Origin of the sequence: Streptomyces sp. HmicA12, from assembly GCF_000373565.1 — a bacterium.
Taxonomy (GTDB): domain Bacteria; phylum Actinomycetota; class Actinomycetes; order Streptomycetales; family Streptomycetaceae; genus Streptomyces.
Genome location: NZ_KB891797.1, coordinates 288,398 through 308,618 on the forward strand (window position 1 = coordinate 288,398; position 20,221 = coordinate 308,618).

General features: G+C 72.8%; 19 protein-coding genes. 11 read left to right on the forward strand and 8 right to left on the reverse strand.

Annotated features, from left to right (window positions below; all coding sequences use genetic code 11):
- Positions 1–106 precede the first annotated feature (106 nt).
- On the forward strand, positions 107–1,315 hold the full coding sequence (locus tag B072_RS0101430; protein ID WP_018528150.1) for an acyl-CoA dehydrogenase family protein: 1,209 nt from the start codon (positions 107–109) through the stop codon (positions 1,313–1,315).
- On the forward strand, positions 1,315–1,791 hold the full coding sequence (locus B072_RS0101435; RefSeq protein WP_018528151.1) for a nitroreductase family deazaflavin-dependent oxidoreductase: 477 nt from the start codon (positions 1,315–1,317) through the stop codon (positions 1,789–1,791). The genes B072_RS0101430 and B072_RS0101435 overlap by 1 nt, the downstream gene beginning before the upstream one ends.
- A 90-nt stretch (positions 1,792–1,881) precedes the next feature.
- Here the strand turns inward: B072_RS0101435 and B072_RS0101440 are convergent, their stop codons facing one another.
- Entirely contained in the window at positions 1,882–2,529 is a 648-nt protein-coding gene (locus B072_RS0101440; protein WP_043243063.1) for a TetR family transcriptional regulator, read from the reverse strand.
- Between the two features lie 184 nt (positions 2,530–2,713).
- On the opposite strand from B072_RS0101440, the gene B072_RS0101445 reads away from it, so the two are divergent.
- The 3 genes from B072_RS0101445 to B072_RS42165 all read left to right on the forward strand — a co-directional run bounded on the left by B072_RS0101445 (position 2,714) and on the right by B072_RS42165 (position 6,858).
- Complete coding sequence (locus tag B072_RS0101445; protein WP_018528153.1) at positions 2,714–3,487, forward strand: VOC family protein; 774 nt, start codon at positions 2,714–2,716, stop codon at positions 3,485–3,487.
- Positions 3,488–3,659: 172 nt separating this feature from the next.
- Positions 3,660–6,050 carry a serine/threonine-protein kinase gene (locus B072_RS0101450; protein WP_018528154.1) on the forward strand — a complete coding sequence of 797 codons (2,391 nt, stop codon included), beginning with the start codon at positions 3,660–3,662 and terminating at the stop codon, positions 6,048–6,050.
- 271 nt (positions 6,051–6,321) lie between these two features.
- Complete coding sequence (locus B072_RS42165; protein WP_158689127.1) at positions 6,322–6,858, forward strand: hypothetical protein; 537 nt, start codon at positions 6,322–6,324, stop codon at positions 6,856–6,858.
- Here the strand turns inward: B072_RS42165 and B072_RS0101460 are convergent.
- The 3 genes from B072_RS0101460 to B072_RS0101470 are packed head-to-tail and all read right to left on the reverse strand — an operon-like array spanning position 6,855 to position 9,278.
- Positions 6,855–7,628 carry an enoyl-CoA hydratase/isomerase family protein gene (locus tag B072_RS0101460; protein ID WP_018528156.1) on the reverse strand — a complete coding sequence of 258 codons (774 nt, stop codon included), beginning with the start codon at positions 7,626–7,628 and terminating at the stop codon, positions 6,855–6,857. The genes B072_RS42165 and B072_RS0101460 overlap by 4 nt on opposite strands.
- Positions 7,625–8,077, reverse strand: coding sequence for a Zn-ribbon domain-containing OB-fold protein (locus B072_RS0101465; protein ID WP_018528157.1), 453 nt, complete (start codon positions 8,075–8,077; stop codon positions 7,625–7,627). The genes B072_RS0101460 and B072_RS0101465 overlap by 4 nt, the downstream gene beginning before the upstream one ends.
- Positions 8,078–8,126: 49 nt before the next feature.
- The gene (locus tag B072_RS0101470; RefSeq protein ID WP_018528158.1) at positions 8,127–9,278 is read right to left on the reverse strand and encodes a lipid-transfer protein; all 1,152 of its coding nucleotides are present in this window, start codon (positions 9,276–9,278) and stop codon (positions 8,127–8,129) included.
- A gap of 99 nt (positions 9,279–9,377) precedes the next feature.
- Here B072_RS0101470 and B072_RS0101475 point away from each other — a divergent pair, with 99 nt between their 5' ends.
- The gene (locus B072_RS0101475; RefSeq protein ID WP_018528159.1) at positions 9,378–10,952 is read left to right on the forward strand and encodes a FadD3 family acyl-CoA ligase; all 1,575 of its coding nucleotides are present in this window, start codon (positions 9,378–9,380) and stop codon (positions 10,950–10,952) included.
- Between the two features lie 116 nt (positions 10,953–11,068).
- Entirely contained in the window at positions 11,069–11,515 is a 447-nt protein-coding gene (locus B072_RS0101480) for a hypothetical protein (protein ID WP_018528160.1), read from the forward strand.
- Here the strand turns inward: B072_RS0101480 and B072_RS0101485 are convergent.
- Both B072_RS0101485 and B072_RS0101490 read right to left on the reverse strand, forming a co-directional pair.
- On the reverse strand, positions 11,500–12,372 hold the full coding sequence (locus B072_RS0101485; protein WP_018528161.1) for an STAS domain-containing protein: 873 nt from the start codon (positions 12,370–12,372) through the stop codon (positions 11,500–11,502). The genes B072_RS0101480 and B072_RS0101485 overlap by 16 nt on opposite strands.
- Before the next feature lie 96 nt (positions 12,373–12,468).
- Complete coding sequence (locus tag B072_RS0101490; protein ID WP_018528162.1) at positions 12,469–13,932, reverse strand: MFS transporter; 1,464 nt, start codon at positions 13,930–13,932, stop codon at positions 12,469–12,471.
- A gap of 129 nt (positions 13,933–14,061) precedes the next feature.
- Between B072_RS0101490 and B072_RS0101495 the strand changes: the two genes are divergently transcribed.
- On the forward strand, positions 14,062–14,685 hold the full coding sequence (locus tag B072_RS0101495) for a TetR/AcrR family transcriptional regulator (RefSeq protein ID WP_018528163.1): 624 nt from the start codon (positions 14,062–14,064) through the stop codon (positions 14,683–14,685).
- Here B072_RS0101495 and B072_RS0101500 read toward each other — a convergent pair.
- Positions 14,657–15,322 carry a nucleoside/nucleotide kinase family protein gene (locus B072_RS0101500; RefSeq protein ID WP_051127078.1) on the reverse strand — a complete coding sequence of 222 codons (666 nt, stop codon included), beginning with the start codon at positions 15,320–15,322 and terminating at the stop codon, positions 14,657–14,659. The genes B072_RS0101495 and B072_RS0101500 overlap by 29 nt on opposite strands.
- Before the next feature lie 14 nt (positions 15,323–15,336).
- Positions 15,337–16,092: a DUF4232 domain-containing protein gene (locus B072_RS0101505; RefSeq protein WP_018528165.1), complete on the reverse strand. Its 756-nt coding sequence runs from the start codon at positions 16,090–16,092 to the stop codon at positions 15,337–15,339.
- 184 nt (positions 16,093–16,276) lie between these two features.
- Between B072_RS0101505 and B072_RS0101510 the strand changes: the two genes are divergently transcribed.
- The 3 genes from B072_RS0101510 (at position 16,277) to B072_RS0101520 (ending at position 20,179) form a co-directional block, all read left to right on the forward strand.
- Positions 16,277–17,794, forward strand: a complete 1,518-nt coding sequence (locus B072_RS0101510) for a transcriptional regulator (protein WP_018528166.1) — start codon at positions 16,277–16,279, stop codon at positions 17,792–17,794.
- A 129-nt stretch (positions 17,795–17,923) separates the two neighbouring features.
- Positions 17,924–19,132 (forward strand): PLP-dependent aminotransferase family protein, encoded by a 1,209-nt coding sequence (locus B072_RS0101515; RefSeq protein WP_018528167.1) that lies wholly within the window; start codon positions 17,924–17,926, stop codon positions 19,130–19,132.
- Positions 19,133–19,231: 99 nt separating this feature from the next.
- A complete protein-coding gene (locus tag B072_RS0101520) occupies positions 19,232–20,179 on the forward strand; it encodes a hypothetical protein (protein WP_018528168.1) in 948 nt (315 codons plus the stop codon).
- Positions 20,180–20,221 lie beyond the last annotated feature (42 nt).

A 20,221-nucleotide genomic window follows, 5' to 3' on the forward strand; every position in this document is an offset into this window, starting at 1 on the left:
GATCCGCTGGTCCGTAAGGGGCGCGGGGAACGAATCGGGAGGCGGAAAGGTATGGGCATGCTCGCCCCCCGGCCTTAACATGACGCCCCGTCAGAAAGGGGCTCGCATGGACGCCACGTTCACCGAGGAACAGCAGGAGATCCGCCGCACCCTGCGCGAACTCACCACCAAACGCTGCACCCCGGACGACGTCAAAGCCGCCACCCGCACCCCGGCAGGCCACGACCTCGCCCTGTGGGGCGCACTCGGCACCGAGCTCGGCCTGCCGGGACTCGCCCTGCCCGAACGGTACGGCGGGGTCGGCGCCACCATGACGGAACTGGCTCTGGCGGAGGAGGAGTTGGGCCGGGTCCTCGCGCCCACCCCGCTGCTCGCGACCAGCGGACTCGCCGCCCCGCTGATCACCGCACTCGGCACCGAGGACCAGCGCGAGACCCTGCTCCCGCGCCTCGCCGACGGCAGCCTCAGCGCGGCGCTCGCCGTCCCCGGCACCGGCCTGGCCACGGCCCTCGGCCTGGTCGCCGACAACGCGGGCGACTGGGCGGGCGGCGGCCGCGCCGGCGGCGTCCAGGCCCGCCGGGCCGAGGGTGCCTGGCGCCTGTACGGGCAGGCCGAGCAGGTCCTCGACGGACACAGCGCGGGCCTGCTCCTGGTCGCCGCGCACACCGGCGGCTTCGCCCGGTCCCGGACGCTGCTGTTCCTCGTACGGGAGGACGCGCCCGGACTCGTCCGCACCCGGCAGACGTCACTCGACGAGACCCGGCCCCAGGCCCGGGTCGAACTGCGCGACGTGGAAGCCGAGTTGCTGGGCGCGGGGGACAGCGAGGGCACCGTCGTGCTCGGCGCGCTCGCCGCGACCGGCGACACCGCCGCCACCCTGCTCGCCGCCGAGGCGGTCGGCGCCGCCGAACGAGCCCTGGAGCGCACGGTCGAGTACGTCAAGGAGCGCGAGCAGTTCGGCCGCCCCGTCGGCTCCTTCCAGGCGGTCAAGCACCGCCTCGCCGACGTGTACGTACAGGTGCAGGCGGCACGCTCGGCCGCCTACTACGCGGCGTGGGCGGCCGGCGCCGCCGAGCCGGAGCGGGTCGGCGGGCTCGCGCTCGCCCAGGCCCTGGAGGCGCTGCGCACCGCCGCGGGGGAGGCCGTGCAGCTGCACGGCGGGATCGGCTTCACCTGGGAGCACGACGCGCACCTGTACCTGAAGCGGGCCGCGGGCGACGAGCTGCTCTTCGGCCCGGTCCATATGCTGCGGGCCCGGGCCGCGCAGGCGGCCGACCTGTTCGAGAGCGCCGCGGCGGCGGAGGTGAGTGCGTGATGGCCCCGCCAGGGATCAAGATCGTCCAGAAGGTCTCCTCGACGCGGACCTTCGCCCGGGTGGCCCCGCACGTCATCCCGGCCCTCGACCGTGCTGTACACCGTCTGACCAGGGGAAAGGTGCTGCTGAGCGCCCAGATGCTGCCCGGGGTCGTGCTCCGGGCGCGTGGCGCGAAGAGCGGTGTCGAGCGGCGCACGCCCCTCGCGTGCATGCCCGAGAAGGAGGGGACCTGGCTGCTGGTCGGGTCCAATTTCGGGCGGCCCGGCCATCCGGCCTGGACGGCGAATCTGCTCGCCCACCCGGACGCCGAGATCAGCTGGCGCGGGGAGGACGTGCCGGTCACCGCGCGGCTGCTCAACTCCGCCGAACGGGAGGAGGCGTGGGCGGCGGCGCTGAAGTTCTGGCCGCCGTACGCGGCCTACCAGGAGCGCGTGGAGCGGGAGATCAGGCTGTTCCGCCTGGAGCGACGCCCGTAACGGCAACGGCGGCGGTTCACGATGAGCACGCGAACCGCCGCCGCACGACAGAACCAGTAAGAGCCAGTCAGGACCAGGAAGCCGCGGGAGCTACTTCGTCGGCTTCTTCCCGGTCACACCCAGATGCACCAACAGCGCCAGATTCGGCTTGAGTTCGGCCTGCTTGACGCCCCAGCTCTGGAAGCCCTTCTGGTGCGAGGCGACCGCCGCGAGCATCGCGACCAGCGAACCGGCGACCGCCGCCGGGCTCACGTCCTTGTCGACCTTGCCCTTGTCCTGGAGCTCCTTGACGGCGTCGACAAGGGAGTTGTTCACCGAGTTCAGGATCTTCATGCGGAGCTTGTAGAACCGCTTGTCGCCCTCGGCCGCACCGAGGTCGACGACGCGCAGGATCGCGTCGTTGCGGCGCCAGAACTCCAGGAAACCGTCCACGAGTTCCTGCGCCGTCGTCCAGCCGGCCTTGCCGACCCAGGAGCGGTCGGCGACCAGACCGGTCAACTCGGCACCCTCGGTGGCCATTTGCTCGGCGATCTCCAGGACGGCGCCCTCGACGTCCGGGAAGTACTGGTAGAAGGTCGCGGGCGAAGTGCCCGCCTTTCGCGCGACATCAATGACTTTGACGTCCCGGTAGGGCGAGGAGCTGAGCATCTCGCCGAGGCATTCGAGCAGCTTCTGACGTGTTGCCTGACCACGCCGTCCGGCCACACGGCCGTCGACGGTACGTACTTGTCCTGTCATGCCGTCAGCTTACCGAGGGGTGATCGGAGCGCGATCTGACCGACTGCAAATGGGGTTGGAGCCCGTGAATCGGGACCGAACCGGGACCGGCCACCGGTCAAAAGAAGGGCCGTGAGCGGCGGTAATTAGCCATTCGTTCGAATGTGAACGGTATGGCCCTGACCTGCATGGCTAGCGTTTCGGCATGGTCCCCGCCCGCGCCTTCGCCCCTGCACCGTCCGAAGGTGCCCCGTGCTGGGCCGACGCCCAGCTGCCGGACGTCGAGGCGGGCAAGCGCTTCTACGGAGATCTCTTCGGGTGGACCTTCGACGAGGGCGCGGGCGCCGAGCGGGGCTACTACACCGCCGCCTACCTGGGCGACCGCGCCGTGGCCGCCCTCGCGCCCCTGTTCGGCAGCGCGGGCCCGGCCTGGACCGTGCACTTCGCGGTGCGCGACGCCTACACCACCGCCGCCCGCGTCACCCGGTCCGGCGGCGGCGTCGTCACCGGACCGCTCTCCGTGGGCACCGCCGCCACCATGGCGCTGGCCACCGACCGGGACGGCGGGCTCTTCGGCCTGTGGCAACCGGGCAGCGACCTCGGCTTCGAGGTGACCGGGGAACCGGGCGCCTTCTGCTGGGCGGACGTGCGGGCCCGGGACTCGGGACGCGCCGACACCTTCTACGAGACCGTCTTCTCCTACGCCGCCGTGGAGGCCGGAGCCGGGCTGCGCCTGTGGGCGCCCGCCGGGTCCCTGCCCGGCCCCCGCACCGCGGTCGCCGGCCGGCACGCCACCGCCGCCACGCCCGTGACCAGGCGTTTCCTGGTGCACTTCGGTGCGGACGGCCTTGAGGCCACCGTCGCGGACGCCGTCCGGCTCGGCGGCGAGACCCGGATCGCGCCGCACACCACGCCGCACGGCAGGGTGGCGGTGCTCGCCGACGACCAGGGCGCCCTGTTCGCCGTACGGGAGCTGTGAGACACCCCGCCGGGGGGTGCGGGACACCCCATGACACCCCGTTTTGCCCCCGGGTTCGCAACCGGGGCCCCGGACAGGAAGAATCGGGGTGCGTGCCGCCGTAGCGCTTCGGTGGTGAGACGCTGACGGGGGTCGTGAGTGCGGTGGCCCCGTACGGGGAGGTGGCAGACAAGTGGTGGATCAGCTGACGCAGCACGATCCGAGGCGGATCGGTCCGTTCGAGGTCCTGGGACGGCTCGGCGCGGGCGGCATGGGTCTGGTCTATCTGGCACGTTCGGCCTCGGGCCGACGCGTGGCGATCAAGACGGTGCGGACGGAGCTCGCCGAGGACCAGCTGTTCCGGGTCCGTTTCACGCGTGAGGTCGAGGCGGCACGGGCGGTGTCCGGCTTCTACACGGCCGCCGTCGTCGACGCCGATCCGCGCGCGGCCGTCCCCTGGCTCGCCACCGCCTACGTGCCCGCGCCCTCCCTCGAGGAAATAGTGAATGAGTGCGGGCCGCTGCCGGCCCAGGCGGTGCGCTGGCTGGCCGCCGGCATCGCCGAGGCGCTGCAGTCCATCCACGGCGCGGGCCTCGTCCACCGCGACCTCAAGCCCTCGAATGTTCTTGTGGTGGAGGACGGGCCGCGCGTCATCGACTTCGGCATCGCGTCCGGGGTCTCCAACACCCGCCTGACGATGACGAACGTGGCCGTGGGCACGCCCGCGTACATGTCGCCCGAGCAGGCCAAGGACTCCCGGAGCGTGACAGGGGCGTCGGACGTCTTCTCGCTCGGGTCGACCCTGGTCTTCGCGGCGACCGGGCACGCGCCGTTCCACGGGGCGAACCCGGTCGAGACCGTCTTCATGCTGCTGCGCGAGGGCCCGGACCTCGAAGGTCTGCCGGACGAACTGCGGTCGCTGATCGAGACGTGCATGCACATGGAAGCGGCGATGCGGCCCTCGCCCGCCGACCTCCAGTCCCAGCTCGCCCCCCACCTCTTCGGCTCCGGCAGCGACGACAGCGGCACCGCGTCCGCGTGGCTGCCCGAGCGGTCCGTCGCGATGATCGAGACGCGCCGCGGCGGCCGCCCCACGCTCCGGCCCCCGGCGGCGCGGCCCACCGGCAACCCGATGCCCGCGATGCCGCAGCAGCCGCCCCCGGCGCCGATGTCGTCCCCGCTCTCGGGCGACGGCTGGCGCGGGTCGCCGGTCGGCGCGCCCGTGGGCAGCGGGACCGGGTTCTCCGCCGACGGTCCGGTCCACCTGGCCGGCGCGCAGGTGCCCATCGGCCCGGGCCCCCGGGTCGCCGACGCGCGGGCCGCCGCCGTGCAGGCGCCGCCCGCCGAGTCGGGGCTCGCCGCGTCCTGGTCCCGCGCGAAGCCGTCCATGAACGGGGCCCTGGCCTCCACCGCGCCCTCCGTGCCCGCGCCCGCCGCCGCCCCCGGGGAGGGCCCGGCCGGCTGGCGGCCGTGGCGGTTCCGGATGTCCAACGACGTGTGGGGCACGCCCAAGGTCGCCGGCGACCTCGTCTACGTGACCTCCTTCGAGGTGCACGCCCTCGACGTGGCCACCGGACGGCGCCGCTTCAAGACCCGCGACGTCGCCTGGTCCATGGCCGTCGCCGACGGCATCATCCACGCCTCCGACGGGCCGACCCTGTGGGCCCTGGACGCCCGCGAGGGCTCCGACCTGTGGCGCCTGCAGACGGACGCCTGGGTCTACGCCCTCGCGGCCGACCTCGGCACGATCGTCACCGCCACCCGCGGCGGCGGCGTCCAGGCCCGCGAGGCCGTCAGCGGCGACGTCCTGTGGGAGCTGACCGGCTGCCAGACCGACTTCGAGACGTCCGAGGCGGGCCCCGTCATCCACGACGGGACCGTGTACGTGTGGCAGGACGCGCGCCTGCGCGCCCTGGAGGCCAGGAGCGGCGAGGAGCGCTGGTCGTACCCGGTCGGCGACGCGGCCTCCTGCGGCGGTGTGCCGGTGCGCCTCGCCCCGGCCGACGACGGCCACGTCTACGTCTCCGCCGGCACCCGGGTGCTCGCCATCGACGTCGGCTCCGGTCATGTGCGCTGGCACTTCGAGGCGCCGGCCGTGTTCCTGTGCCCGCCCGCGTACGCGCCGGGCCCCGCGGTGACCGGCGGCGGCGTCTACCTCGTCGACCACCACGGCACGGTGTACGCGCTCGACGCCTCCGACGGCCGCGACCGCTGGCGCATCGCGACCGAGCCGCGCCCCACGGCCGTGGAGCCGGTGCTCGTCGCCCAGGGACACGTCCACGTGGGCAGCGGGCAGGGCCTCTACACGCTGGACGCCGTGACCGGTACGCCGAAGTGGCGGTTCCAGGCGGGCGGCGAGATCGTCGGCTCGCCCGTGGTCGCGGACGGGCGGATCCACTTCGGGTCGTCGGACCACCTGCTGTACACGCTGAAGTCGGACGACGGGCGGCTGCGGTGGAAGCTGGCGACCGGTGGCGAGATCACCGGGACGCCGGTCGTGACCGACGGGGTCGTGTACGCGTGCAGCAAGGATCGGTGCGTGTACGCCCTCGACGCGGAGAAGGGGACCGGGACCAGTCGGTAGGGCCGGTCGCCGGTGCGGGGCGCCTCACGCGCGGGTTCGTCTGCCGGGTGCGGTCGCGTCGGCGGGTGCGGGTTGCGTCGTGGCTGGTCGCGCAGTTCCCCGCGCCCCTGGAAGCGAGCTCCGCTCGCCCAGGGGAAGCTGCGCGAAGCGCAGGGGCGCGGGGAACTGCGCGAGAAGCCCCACCGGACCCGCACCCGCCGGCGCGACAGCGCCCCGCAGACGCGATGTGCGGCTGTTCCCGCGACGGGGCGGGGCCGGTATGGTGCCCGGCGTGATGAAACGGGGAGTCAAACTCACGGCGCTCGCGGTCCTGGTCGTTCTCGCCCTCACGGGGTTCTCGACGGGGCACAAGAGCGGAAGCAAGAGCAGGCACCGCGGCGGCAGCAGCAGCGGAGGCGGATGCAGCAGCTCGTCGCAGCGGCACGACACGTCGTCGCACACGTCGTCGTCGAGCAGCGGCTCGTACGGCTCGGGGTACAGCGGTACGCGCAGGTCCACGCGCCGGGCCACGCCGACGTCCACCGGCAGCACGGGGCCCGTGGAGGCGACGGTGAAGCTGGTGCGCTGCGCCTCCGCCGGTGACCCCTACGCGACCGTCCAGATCACGAACTCCAACAGGAACTCGGGCTACTTCCGGGCGTCGGTCGACTTCCGCGACGCCGACGGGCAGCTCGTCGGCACCGCGCAGGACACCTTCCGGGTGGGCCAGGATTCCGTGGCGACGGTCCGCCTGAAGGTTCCGGCGACCGCCGACGCGTCCCGCATCGAGCGGTGCGTCGCCGTGCCGACGGCCCCGTACGTGCGCTAGCGCACCCGGAAGCCGCCCGGCGTACGGGAGTTGAAGAGCCCCGCCTGCCGTTCCGGCGGCAGGTTGCCGAGCGCGATCAGGTGCGGGGCCTGCGCGAAGGCCCGGGCGCGGGTGGCCTCCGTGGCCGCCCAGACCGCCCGCACCGTGCCCTGCACCGCCTCGGTGGGGTACCCGGCGACGGTCTCCGCGCAGCGCACCGCCGCCGCCAACGCCCCGCCGGGAGAAGTGACTTCGGAGACCAGACCGACCTCGTGGGCGCGACGGGCGGACATCCGTTCCGCCGAGCCCATCAGCGCGAGGCGGGCCACCTCGCCGGGCGGCATCCGCTGGGCCAGATGCATCGACTCGTACGCGCTGACCATGCCGTACGTGGTGTGCGGGTCGAAGAACGTCGCCGTCTCGTCCGCGACGATGAACTCCGCCTCGCCGAGCAGGTAGAACGCGCCGCCGCACGCCATGCCTCGTACGGCGGCGATCACGGGCTTCCACAGGTCGTTGGCCTTCGGGCCGACGGTCAGCAGCGGGTCGTCCATGGAGTACGGGGAGCCAGGCTGCGGGACGTCCGTGTCCCGGTCGATGCCGGTGCAGAAGGCGCGGTCGCCGGCGCCGGTGAGGACGATCGCGCGTACCGCGTCGTCGAAGCGGAACTCCCGCCAAATACGGGTCAGTTCGGCGACGGTCTCCGCGTCCAGGGCGTTGTGGCGGTGCGGGCGGTTCAGGGTGACCACGGCCACCCCCGTCTCCTCGGTCGTGCGCACGTCCACGGTCATGGCCGCTCCAGGACCCAGCGCGGGACGGTCACGCCGTCGACCTCGGTGAAGACGGCCTGGACCTTGGCGCCGATGCGGATGCGGTCGGGGGAGACCGAGTCGAGCGGGGCGTCGGCGGTGGTGACCAGGTTGCCGACCAGGCGGATGCGGGGGGCGTCCGCGAGCTCGACGATGATCGCGTTGTAGGGGGCCATCGCGGCGTACGCCGGGAGCAGGGGCGGGTGCGGGATCACGTACGACCAGATCCGTCCCTTGCCGCTCATCTTCCGCCAGGTGGAGTCGAAGGACCGGCAGTGCGGGCAGCAGGGGCGGGGCGGGAAGCGGAGTTCTCCGCATTCCGGGTCGGCGCACGCCTGGATGCGGAGTTCGCCCCGCGCGGCGTGGTCCCAGAAGGGGGCACCGTCGTCGTCCAGTACGGGGGTGAGCAGGTGGTCGGTCGCGTCTGCCATGGTGCTGCTCCTCTGCGAGTGCGGATGGTGGGTGGTTGCTCGCGCGGTTCTAGCCGCGCAGCAGTACCGCCGACGTCGGGACCCCCTCGCCCGCCGTCACCAAACACGTCCGCGCGTCCGGGACTTGGGCCGTGCTGATGCCCCGCAGTTGCTTCACGCCCTCGTTGATGAGGTTGAAGCCGTGGACGTACGCCTCCGAGAGGCCGCCGCCGCCCGTGTTGATCGGGAGGCGCCCGCCGATCTCCAGGGCGCCGCCCTCGGTGAACGCGCCGCCCTCGCCGCGGCCGCAGAAGCCGTAGCCCTCCAGGGACAGCGGGATGAGCGGGGTGAACGCGTCGTAGATCTGGGCGACGTCGACGTCGTGCGGGGTGAGGTCGGAGTTCTTCCACAGGTGGCGGGCCGCGGTCCAGGCGGGGCCGGTCAGCGGGTCGTCGTTCCAGTAGTTGACCATGCCGTGGTGCTGGGCGGGCAGGCCCTGCGCCGCCGCGTGGATGTAGACCGGCTTGTGGCGCAGGTCGCGGGCGCGCTCGGCGGAGACGATGACACAGGCCAACGCCCCGTCGGTCTCCAGGCAGTTGTCGAAGAGGCAGAGCGGTTCGCTGATCCAGCGGGCGTTCATGTACATGTCCCGGGTCAGCGGGCGCTCGTACATCATCGCGGCCGGATTCTGGTTGGCCCGGTTGCGGCAGGCGAGCGCGACGTTGAAGAGGTGGTCGCGGGTGGCCCCGTACTCGTGCATGTAGCGGCGGGCCAGCATGCCGATCTCGTCGGCGGGCCGCAGGAGGCCGAAGGGGCGCGTCCACTGGGCGGGGGTGGGGAGTTGGACGGTGGTGTTCTTCCAGGGGCGGGGCCCCGAGCCGCGCTTGCGCGAGCGCCAGGCGACGCCCACGCTCGCCTGGCCGGTGGCGACCGCGGCCGCGAGATGGGCGATCGTCGCGCACGAACCGCCGCCGCCGTAGCCGACCTTGGAGAAGAAGGTGACGTCGCCGGCGCCGATGGCCTTCGCCACCTCGACCTCGTCGGTCTCCTCCATCGTGTACGAGGCGAACGCGTCCACCTCGGACGGCGCGAGGCCCGCGTCGTCGAGCGCGGCCAGGATCGCCCGGCACGCCAAGGTCCGTTCCGATTCGGGGAGTTGTTTGGCGAAGCCGGTCTGGCCTATGCCGACGATGGCTGTCGCGTCCTTGATGCCGTTCACCATGGCACTCCCGCCTGTGCACCCGGATCTCTCTGCTGACAGCGCGTCAGGCTACAGCTAATCTGACGGATAGTCAGCTACGGCGTTGTGGGAGGTCGTTCGATGAGCGCGCAGACGAACGCGGAGACGTGGAGCACCATTCCCGGACTGATACGTGACGCGGTCGAACGGCACGCGGAGCGCGAGGCCGTGGTCGACGGCCGCACCCGGATCTCGTACGCGGAACTCGGCGAGCGCGTGGAGCGGGCCGCCGCGGCCTGCATGGCCTCGGGGGTCGAACCCGGCGACCGGGTCGCCGTCTGGGCACCCAACACGCTGGACTGGATCGTCTCCGCGCTCGGCGCGGTGAGCGCCGGCGCCGTCCTCGTCCCCCTCAACACCCGCTTCAAGGGCGCCGAGGCCGCCGACATCCTGGCCCGCTCCCGGGCCCGGCTGCTGTTCGTCACCGGGACCTTCCTCGGCACGTCGTACGTCGCCTCGCTGCGCCGCGCGCAGGAGGCGGGCGCCCAACTCCCGCACCTGGACGAGGTGGTGGTGCTCGCCGACAGCGCGCCCGACGTGCCCGGCTACCGGACGTGGAAGGAGTTCCTGGCGGCCGGCGAGAAGGTCACGGCGGAGGAGGTGCGGGAGCGGGAGAGCACGGTCACGGCCGCTTCCCCCTCCGACATCATCTTCACCTCGGGGACCACCGGGCGGCCCAAGGGCGCCGTCATCACCCACGAACAGACCCTGCGCGGCTACGAGATCTGGGCGGAGCTCGCCGGACTGCGGGAGGGCGACCGCTATCTGATCGTGAACCCCTTCTTCCACACGTTCGGCTACAAGGCGGGCGTCGTCGCCTGCCTGATGCGGGGCGCGACGATGATCCCGCAGCCCGTCTTCAACGTGGACACCGTCCTCGCCAACATCGCCGCCGAGCGCATCTCCGTCCTCCCGGGGCCGCCCACCCTCCACCAGTCGCTGCTCGACCATCCGGCCCGCGACGCCCACGACCTGTCGGCGCTGCGCGTGGTGGTGACGGGCGCGGCCGTGGTGCCGTTGCAGCTGGTCGAGCGGCTGCGCGGCGAACTGCATGTCGCCACGGTCCTGACCGCGTACGGCCTCACCGAGGCCAGCGGCATCGTCAGCATGTGCCGCCGCGGCGACGACCCGGAGACGATCGCGGCCACCTCGGGGCGGGCGATCCCGGGCACCGAGGTCCGCGTCGACGCGCCGTCCGGCGAACCGGGGGAGGTCCTCGTCCGCGGCTTCAACGTCATGCGCGAGTACTTCGAGGACCCCGCCGCCACCCGCGAGGTCATCACGGAGGACGGCTGGCTGCACACCGGCGACGTCGGCGTCCTGGACCCCGGCGGCAACCTGCGCATCACCGACCGCATCAAGGACATGTTCATCGTCGGCGGCTTCAACGCCTACCCCGCCGAGATAGAGCAACTGCTCGGCGTCCACCCGGATGTGGCCGACGTGGCCGTGATCGGCATGCCGGACGCCCGGCTCGGCGAGGTCGGCAAGGCGTACGTGATCCGCAGGCGCGGCACCGTGCTCACCGCCGACGACCTGATCGCGTGGGCGCGGCGCGAGATGGCCAACTACAAGGTGCCCAGGGCGGTGGAGTTCGTCACGGAGCTGCCGCGCAACGCCTCCGGCAAAGTGCTGAAGCGGGAGCTTCGGGCCTGAAACATTCCGTGAGGCGACGCGGGTGCCGGGGCACAATGCTGGTGGACATGTCGCGAGGGCCCACGAGCGGTACAGGCCGAGGACGGCATGCCGGTCGAGACGCGGGTGAGGCTGTCATGGAAGGTCCCCTGCCTCGGAGCGGAGTTGGCGGTTCCGTCGGGTCCGGCGGTCCTGCCGGTTCCGGCCGTGCCGGAGGAGAGCAGCTGTGCGTCCGGCTCGCCCTGCTTTCCGAACTGGTCTGCTACGCACAGGACACCCTGGCACTGGCGGTCGAGGACGCGCGGGTCTTCATGACGCTGCACGACGTCCTGCTGCACGGCGGCGCCGGCCGGGCCGCCGCCATGGACCCGTCCCTGCGGCATCCGGCCGAGTCCGCCATCGGGGCGCAGGCGGCCGACAGCGTGCCCCGCGCGTACCTGGAGACCGCGGTGCGGCTCCTCATGTCCGTGTGGTCCGCCTGTCTCGTGCCGGGTGACGCGAGCAAGGAGTGGCCCCACCGCGCTCCGGACCTGCCCGCCAAGTGCCTGTACGCGGCCTCGGCGGAGGCTCACCGGGTCAGCTGACCCGCCGTCCGGACCACGTACTCCAGCTCGTGGCGTACGTCGGGTGCCCATTCCGTCGGCTCCGCGCGGTGCGTGGAGACCATCCCGACCAGTCTGCCCGCCGGGGTGACGACGGGCAGCGACGCGACGGCGTGCACGCCCGCGTCCTCGAGGACCGACTCCGCCGCGGTCCCCGTGAACAGCGGCGACGTGCGGACGTCCGGCACGAAGACCGAGCTCTGGCGCTGGGCCGCGGCGCCGCAGGAACTCCCGTGCCCGGTCAGCTCCACGCGCTGGAAGTGGGACAGGAACGGGTGCCGGAATCCCCGCTGCGCCGTGATGTGCAGCGAGCCCGAAGCGGGGTCGAGGAACTGGACGTTGCCCATCGGCGCCCCGGCCACGCGCAGGGCCGCGGTCAGCGCCTCCCGCAGCACCATTCCGTTGCGTCCCTGCTCACCGCTGGCCTGGTTGATGCGCAGGGCGCGCAGGGCGCCGTTCAGATGCAGCTCCCGCAGCCGTGGGTCGTCGGCTCCCCAGACCTCCAGCTCCCCGCCCGACGAGCGGGTCTGCTCCGCCACGTCCTCCACGAGCGCCACTCCGGCGAACCCGAGGAACGAGACGCGGCCGAGGTCGAGCACCAGACAGTCGGCCCGGTCCGCGAGCCGCCACAGCTGTCTGCGCAGCGCGAGGGCGGCCCTGTGGTCCAGCTGCCCCGCCACCCGCACGACCGTCCGCTCAGGCTGCGCTGTGATCGACACCTCGACCATGGAGTCCCACCCGCCGTCGTCCCAGAACTTCGCGAGCCCGGCGAACGCCGCCCAGGTCTCCGTCCGGAGGCCGGCCGCGTGGTCAGGGCCCGCGTTCGCAGCATCGCACACTCGCGTTCCCTGAAGCCCAGGTCGTCGAGGTCCGGTACCAGCAAGGCTGCCCCCGCGCAGGGCGCGGGGGCAGCCGGTGAGGGCCGGGCGGGACGGTCAGTGCCCGTGCTGGTCCTCGGGGGCGCGGCGGGGCAGGAGCCGGGCCGCGGGGAGGCAGGCCGCGGTGACGGCGAGGACGACGATCAGGGAGACGGTCATGGCGTGCGCGGGGGCGCCCGCGTGGAAGTAGACCGTGGTGACGAGCGCCGAGCCGATGCCGTTGGCCAGCTGCTGGATCGCGGTGAGGGAGCCGGACGCGCTGCCCGCCTCTTCGGCGGAGACGTCGCCGAGGGCGAAATCGAAGACCGTGCCGAAGCAGCAGCCCATGCCGAGGCCGGTGACGAAGACCGCCGGGGCCATCGCCCACAGGGACAGTGCGGTGCCCTGCGCGAGGACCAGGGCGAGCAGTCCCGCGCCGCCCGCGAGGGTGAGGAGCAGACCGAGCACGACCACGTTCCGGCCCAGCTTCTTCGTCAGGCCGCCCATGGTGGCGAAGGCCGCGCCGATGATGCCGAGGGTGAGCGGGAGGAGTCCGAGCGCGGCGGCGGAGGGGTCCGCGCCGAGGCCCTGCTGCATGAAGAGCGAGATCACGTAGATCAGGCCCGAGGTCGCCGCGAAGAAGAGCAGGCCGAGGAACAGGGCCGAGGTGAAGCCCTTGTTCTTGAGCAGGGACGGTGCGATCAGAGGTTCGGCGGCCGTGCGCTGGCGGCGGAAGAAGAGGACCAGGAAGACCAGGCCCACGGCGAGGGAGCCGAGAGCGAGGGCGTTCCAGCCTGTGGTGGAGCCCTCGATCAGGCCCAGCATCAGGCCGAACATGGTGACGGCGAGCAGGCCCGAGCCGATGCCGTCGACCGTGACCGAGCGGTCCGCCCCGTTCTCCGGGTCGCGCGGCAGCAGTTTGGTGGCGGCGAGCACGCCGATCGTGCCGAGGACGAGGTTGATCAGGAAGATCGGGCGCCAGGACAGGCCCGCGACGTCGGCGTCGATGAGGAATCCGGCGAGGATCGGGCCGCCGACCGAGGAGATGCCGAGCAGCGGGCCGAACAGGCCGAACGCCTTGCTCATCTGGTCCCGCGAGAAGTGCCGGGTCATGATCGCCATGCCCTGCGGGATGAGCAGCGCGCCGAACGCGCCCTGCAGGACGCGGGCCACGATCAGCAGCGCGGGGTCGGGCGAGAGCCCGCAGACGGCGGAGGCGAGCGTGAAGCCCGTCATGCCGATGAGGAACAGGCGGCGCTGGCCGAACTTGTCGCCGAGCCGGCCGCCGATCACCAGCAGGACGCCCATCGCGAGGGCGTAGGCGGAGCCGAGCCACTTGATCAGTGACTCGCCGCCGCCGATGTCGGCGACGATCGTCGGCGCCGCGATGTTGGTGACCGTCGAGTCGATCATGTCGAGCGCGTCGGCCAGCAGGACGAGCGCGAGGACCGTCCAGAAGGCGGCCTTGGAGAGGGTGGCGACGGGACCGGCAGGTGACGGCCCGGTCTCCGTCGCGGTGGTGGTGGGTGTCGTGGACGTCATGACGGGCTCCTTCCGGTGCGTGCGGTGAACGCTGACGACCTCTTGCCATTTCAGAAAAACATAGTGACTACGAAAACGCAATCGCTACGAGTTTGAAGTGGATAGGGTGATCTTGGTTATGCTGGGGGCATGACGCAGACGAAGCCGCAGGAGTCGCGGAAGCCGCAGGAGCCGAAGCCGGAGCCCGGTCGCCGCGAGCGGAAGAAGGCGGCCACGCGCAAGGCGCTCTCCGACGCGGCCCTGAGGCTGTTCCTGGAGCGCGGCTACGACAACGTCAAGGTCGCCGAGATCGCGGCCGCCGCCGACACCGCGCTGACCACGCTGTTCGCGCACTTCCCCGGCGGCAAGGAGGCGCTCATCCTCGGCGACAGCGAGGAGCGTCAGGCGTCACTGACGGCGGCGGTGCGCGAGCGCGCGGAAGGCGTCTCGGTGCTCGACGCGCTGCACACCTTCCTCGCCGGACGCGGCATGTTCTCCGATGACCTCGACAACGAGTTCCGGCGCCGGCTCGACCTCGTCGTCACCACGCCCGCGCTGCGCCGCTACGCCCGCACCCTGTGGGTGAACTGCGAGCACGCGCTGGCCGAGATCGTCGCGGAGGAGGCAGGCAAGGACGCCGACGAGGTCGGGCTGCGGCTGCTCGCCCGCTACGTCCTCGAACTGCCGGACCTGGTCGCCTCCGACCCGGCGCCGCGCGACTCGCTGGCCGTCGCGTTCGAGCACTTCAAGCGCGGCTGGCCCGACCTGGCGTGACGACGCGCCCGGTGTCCGACTCCACGATCACGTCGGCCCGTTCACGGCCGGGGGCCACCAGCCGGGCGTTCGCCTCGTCCGAGCGCAGCACCCACTCCCGGGCGTGCTCCGGGCTCTTCCCGAACCGGACGTGCCGCGCGATCAGCCGCTCCACCCGCACCGTGTCGTCCACGGCCACCCACCACACCTCGTCCAGGTGCGGCCGGACCGCCGTCGACCACGGCTCCTCGTCGAGGAGGAGGTAGTTCCCCTCGGTGACGATCAGCGGGGTCCCGGGCGCGACGGGCAGCGCGCCGGCCAGCGGCTGCTCCCACTCCCGCTCGAAGGACGGCGCGTAGACCGTCTCCCCGTGGCGCGGCTCCCGGAGCCGGGCCAGCAGCGCGCCGTACCCGTACGCGTCGAACGTGTCCGGCGCGCCCTTGCGCTCCGCGCGGTCCAGGCGGCGCAGTTCGGCGTCGGCGAGGTGGAAGCCGTCCATGGGGACGAGCGCCGCGGTGCCGCCGAGGGCGCGGACCACGGCCTCGGCGAGGGTGGACTTGCCGGCGCCGGGCGGGCCCGCGATGCCCAGGACCCGGCGGGCGCCGGGCGTGACCAGGGACGTTGCGCGGGCGGCCAGTTCATCCACGTACGACGGCATGACCACACGGTAGGTCACCAGCTCAGGGCGGAGTCCATCGACTGCTGCCAGTACGTGACCTCGATCGAGTCGTCGACGTAGACGCCCTTGGCGGGCAGCGACGGGGTGGCGCCCGAGCCGACGCTCTCGTTGCCCGAGCGGCCGTGGAAGTACACCGCCAGGCTCTTCGCGGTGTAGCCGTGTGCGCCGCTGCCGTCGGCGGCGGACAGCCGCACGGAGGCGTAGCCGGACTCGCCCGGCTTCAGGGTGACGACCGCCTGCGGCTGGGAGTCCTCGTCGACCGGGGGCACGGACTGGGCCTCGCCGAAGCGGACGGCCGGGTAGCCGTACAGGTAGCAGGTGTTGGCGCCGGTGTTGGTGACCGTGAGCAGCATGTGGTTGACGGGGCGGGTGAGCGGGGCGGCCACCGTCTTGGTGGTGGAGCCCTCGCAGGTGACCGTCTTGTGGGAGGACGCCGGGGGCTGCGTGGCGGACGGGGCCTTGGTGGTGCCGTTGGTTCCGGCGGTGCCGTTGCTGCCGGTGGTCGTGGCCGTCTCGGTCTTCCCGCTGCCGCTGCCGCTGCCGGTCCCGCCGGCCTTCGCGTCGCCCGAGGAGGATGCGGTGGGGGAGACGGTCGCCGACGAAGGCGCCGACGCGCCCTCGTCCTTGACGCCCGATCCGTCGTCGCAGGCGGTCAGGGAGAGCGCGGCGAGGGCGACGGTCGCGGCGGCGGTGGCGAGCCGGGTGCGGCGGACGGTACGGGCGGTGCGGATGCTGCGGATGGCGGACATGCGATGAACCCCTTCGGTGGTGCGGTGGGTGTGATGCTTGGATGGCAGGAGCTTGGGCGGTGATCCGTCCCAACGGCCACATCCGGCGGCGAGTTGGGGACACTGGAACGCCCGAACGGGCTCTGACCTGGAGGAAAGCGGGTCGCCTGGAACGCCGGAATGGGACGTGGGGAGTCGACGGGGAATGGCGGAACAGGTGTCGGGCGACGATTTCGCGGCGCTGCTGCGACAGCTGAAGGACCGTTCGGGACTCAGCTACGGGACGCTCGCGAAGCGTCTGCACATGAGCACGTCGACGCTGCACCGCTACTGCAACGGCAGCGCGGTCCCCACGGACTACGCCCCCGTGGAACGCCTCGCGAGACTCTGCAGGGCCACCCCGCAGGAACTGGTCGAACTCCACCGGCAGTGGATCCTCGCGGACGCGGCACGGGGGCGGCGGGGTGCGGCGGGTGCGGGCGCGCCGGGTGCGCCGGGTGCGCCGGGTGCGCCCGGCGAGGTGGCGGAGCCGGACCCGCCGGGGAGCCAAGCCGCACCGGGGAGCCATGCCGCACCGGGGAGCCATGCCGCACCGGGGAGCCAAGCCGCACCGGACCCCGCCGGTGTACAGGACCGCACCGCCATGCAGGTCCCCTCCGCCATGCAGGTCCCCTCCGCCATACAGAACCCCTCCGCCATACAGAACCCCTCCGCCACACAGGACCCCGTCGCCACCCCGGAATCCACCGCCACACCGGCCTCCTCCTCGGCACCGCGGACCTGGACCGGCGGCGGCGCCGAGGCGGACGAACCCCGGCCCCGCGGCCGCAGGCGCACCGCGCTGGTCGCCGCCGTCACCTCGGCCGCCGTGCTCGGTGCCGTCGCCCTCGCGGTGAATCTGTCCGACGGCGCGCGGGACGACGGGAACGGGCGGCGGGCCGCCGGGGCCACGGCCTCGGCCACCGCGGGCGACGGCACGGACCAGGGCCGCTCGAAGCCGTCGGGCTCCGCGTCCCCGTCCGGGACCGGCACGCCCTCCCCGTCCGGACCCGGCGCACCTTCCGCCTCCGGCCCCGCCGAGGCGTCACGCCCGGTCGGCGGCGACGACGACGACGGCGACAGTGGCGGCGTGCCGCTGACCGTGGGCACCCGCCCCTACGTCTACGACAGCCCGTGCAGCCAGCACTTCCTCGTCGACAGCGAACCGGAACAGGTAGGCCCGCCCGCCGGCGAACAGGACGCACCCCGCTGGTCGGCCGCGTACGGGGCCGTCTCCTCGGGGGAGCAGGAGGTCGCGCTCACCGTCCAGGGCACCGGCGACGAGACCGTCGTCCTCCAGGCCCTGCGCGTCCGCGTCGTCTCCAAGGGCGCGCCGCTCGCCTGGAACGACTACTCGATGGGCGTCGGCTGCGGCGGCGGTGTCGACACCAAGTCCTTCGACGTCGACCTGGACGACGGCAGCCCCACGGTCACCGTCAAGGGCGGGCAGCGCGACTTCCCGTACAAGGTCAGCGAGTCCGACCCGGAGGTCTTCTACGTCGTCGCGCACACCAAGGCCCACGACGTGCGCTGGGAGTTGACGCTGGAGTACTCCAGCGGATCGCGGCACGGCACCGTCCGCGTCGACAACAGCGGCACCCCGTTCCGCACGAGCGCGAACGTGGCCCGGCCCGGCTACGACTACCCGCTGGGCGGCAGCGAGTGGATCGAGCGGGAGGGTTAGGTTCCCCGCCCGCGACTCCCGAGCCCTACGGCGAACCCGGTGTCCGGATGGCGAAAACGGTGGGTGCGGGCCGCGGCCGTCTGTCTAGGGTCACGGCAACCCGCCCGCGCCGCCGCGAAGGAGCCCGCCATGACCACCGCCGAACTCTCCGGACTCCCCGCACTCGCCGCCCGCGTCGCCGACACCGGGGGCTCGCCGATCAGGGACATCCTCGCGGTGACGGCCCGGCCGGAGTTCATCAACTTCGCGGGCGGGCTCCCGGCCCCCGAGTTCTTCGACGCGGACGGGGTCGCCGCCGCCTACGACGCCGTTCTGACCGGCGCCGACGCCCGCCGCGCCCTCCAGTACTCCACGACCGAGGGCGAACCCGCCCTGCGCGCCGCGCTCGCCGGGCGGACGAGCGCGCGCGGACTGCCCACGTCCGCCGACGACCTGCTCGTCACCACCGGCTCCCAGCAGGCGCTGTCCCTCCTCGCCACCGCGCTCCTCGAACCCGGCGACACCGTCCTCGTCGAACGCCCCTGCTATCTCGCGGCACTTCAGGTCTTCGGCTTCGCCGGGGCCCGCGTCGTCGGCGTCCCCTGCGACGAGCACGGCATCGACCCGGACGCCCTCGACGCCCTCGTCGCCGAGCACCGGCCCAAGCTGCTCTACACCGTCCCCACCTTCCAGAACCCCACCGGCCGCACCCTGCCCGCCGAGCGCCGCGCCGCCGTCGCCGAGGTCGCCGCGCGCCGCGGGCTGTGGATCGTCGAGGACGACCCGTACGGGGAACTGCGCTTCGAGGGCACCCGCCTCCCCTGGATCGCGACCTACGAGGGCGCCCGTGACCGCACCGTCCTGCTCGGCTCCTTCTCCAAGGTCATGGCACCCGGCATGCGGCTCGGCTGGCTGCGCGCGCCGCGAGACCTGCGCCGCGCCTGCACCGTCGCCAAGCAGGCCGCCGACCTGCACACCCCGACCGTCAACCAGCTCGCGGCGGCCCGCTATCTGGCCACCGTCGACCTGGACGCGCACGTCGCCCACGTGGCCGAGCAGTACGGCGCCCGCCGCGACGCCATGCTCGCGGGCCTGCCCGGCGCACTCCCGGAGGGTTCCGCCTGGAACCGCCCCGAAGGCGGCATGTTCCTGTGGGCGAGCCTGCCGCAGGACGGCGCGTACGACACCACCGCCCTGCTGGGCAAGGCGGTCGAGGAGAAGGTCGCGTACGTGCCCGGCGCGCCCTTCTACGCGGGCGGGGGCGACCCCACGACCCTCCGCCTCTGCTTCGTCACCCAGGCGCCGGAGGAGATCACCGAGGGGCTGCGGCGGCTCGGCAGGGCGCTGAGGAACGAGTGAGGAGAAGTCAACTTGTGCGAATAAAGGGGGAGTTGGTGGATACATAGCTCCGAGCGGCCGACGGTTCGGCGGCCGGAACTCTCGGAGGGGACCCTTTTCATGAACATCTCGGAGCCGCGCGCGGCGAGAAGACGCGGCATCGGCGGCGCCCTGGCCGCCGTCGCCCTGGCCTGCGGCCTCATCGCCGCGGCCGCCCCCGCGCAGGCCGCCACCGGCACCCCGGTGGCGGTCAGTTCGTACACGTACAGCAGCGAGGCGGGCGACTTCGTGGGCCAGGGGCAGTCCGCGTCGTACAAGGCACCGGCCACACCGGTGCGGATCAGCGGCACCGCGCAGGACGCGACCGTGACGGTGACCCTGCCGGACGACTCGGAGTGGACCGTCCAACTCGCCGCGCCCAAGGGCGAGGAGCTGCACCCGGGTGTCTACCGCGGCGCCGAGCGCGCGCCCTTCCGCACGGGCCGCGCGCCGGGCCTGGACGTGAGCGGCGAGTACCGCGGCTGCAACACGATCTGGGGCCAGTTCACCGTCAACCAGATCGAGACCGACTCCACCGGCGCCGTCACCCGGCTCGACGCCTCCTTCACCCAGCGCTGCGACAGCGCCACGGCCCCCGCGCTCAAGGGCACCGTCAAGTTCGCCGCGTACCCCCTCTCGTACGCGTACACGAGCGACGCGGACGACTGGATCGGGCAGGGCGGCTCCGGCACGTTCACCGGCGCGACCAGCCTCTTCTCCCTGTCCGGCACCGTCACCAGCGGCTTCGACTACACCGTCGAGGGCAAGCGCGAGGAATGGTCGGTCACCTTCTACGTCCCCGAGGGCGACCGGCTCGAAGCGGGCCGCACCTACACCGTCGACCCGGAGAAGGGCGGCCTGGTGGCGATGGGCAACGGCCGCGCCTGCGGCTTCGCGGGCGGCACCCTGACCGTCGACCGGCTCGCCACCACGGCCGACGGCACCATCAAGGCACTCGCCGCACGCTTCAGCCAGTACTGCCAGGGCGCCACGGCCCGCTACAACGGCACCATCCACTACCACGCCTGACACGCGCGAGGGCCCCGCACCCAACAGGTGCGGGGCCCTCGC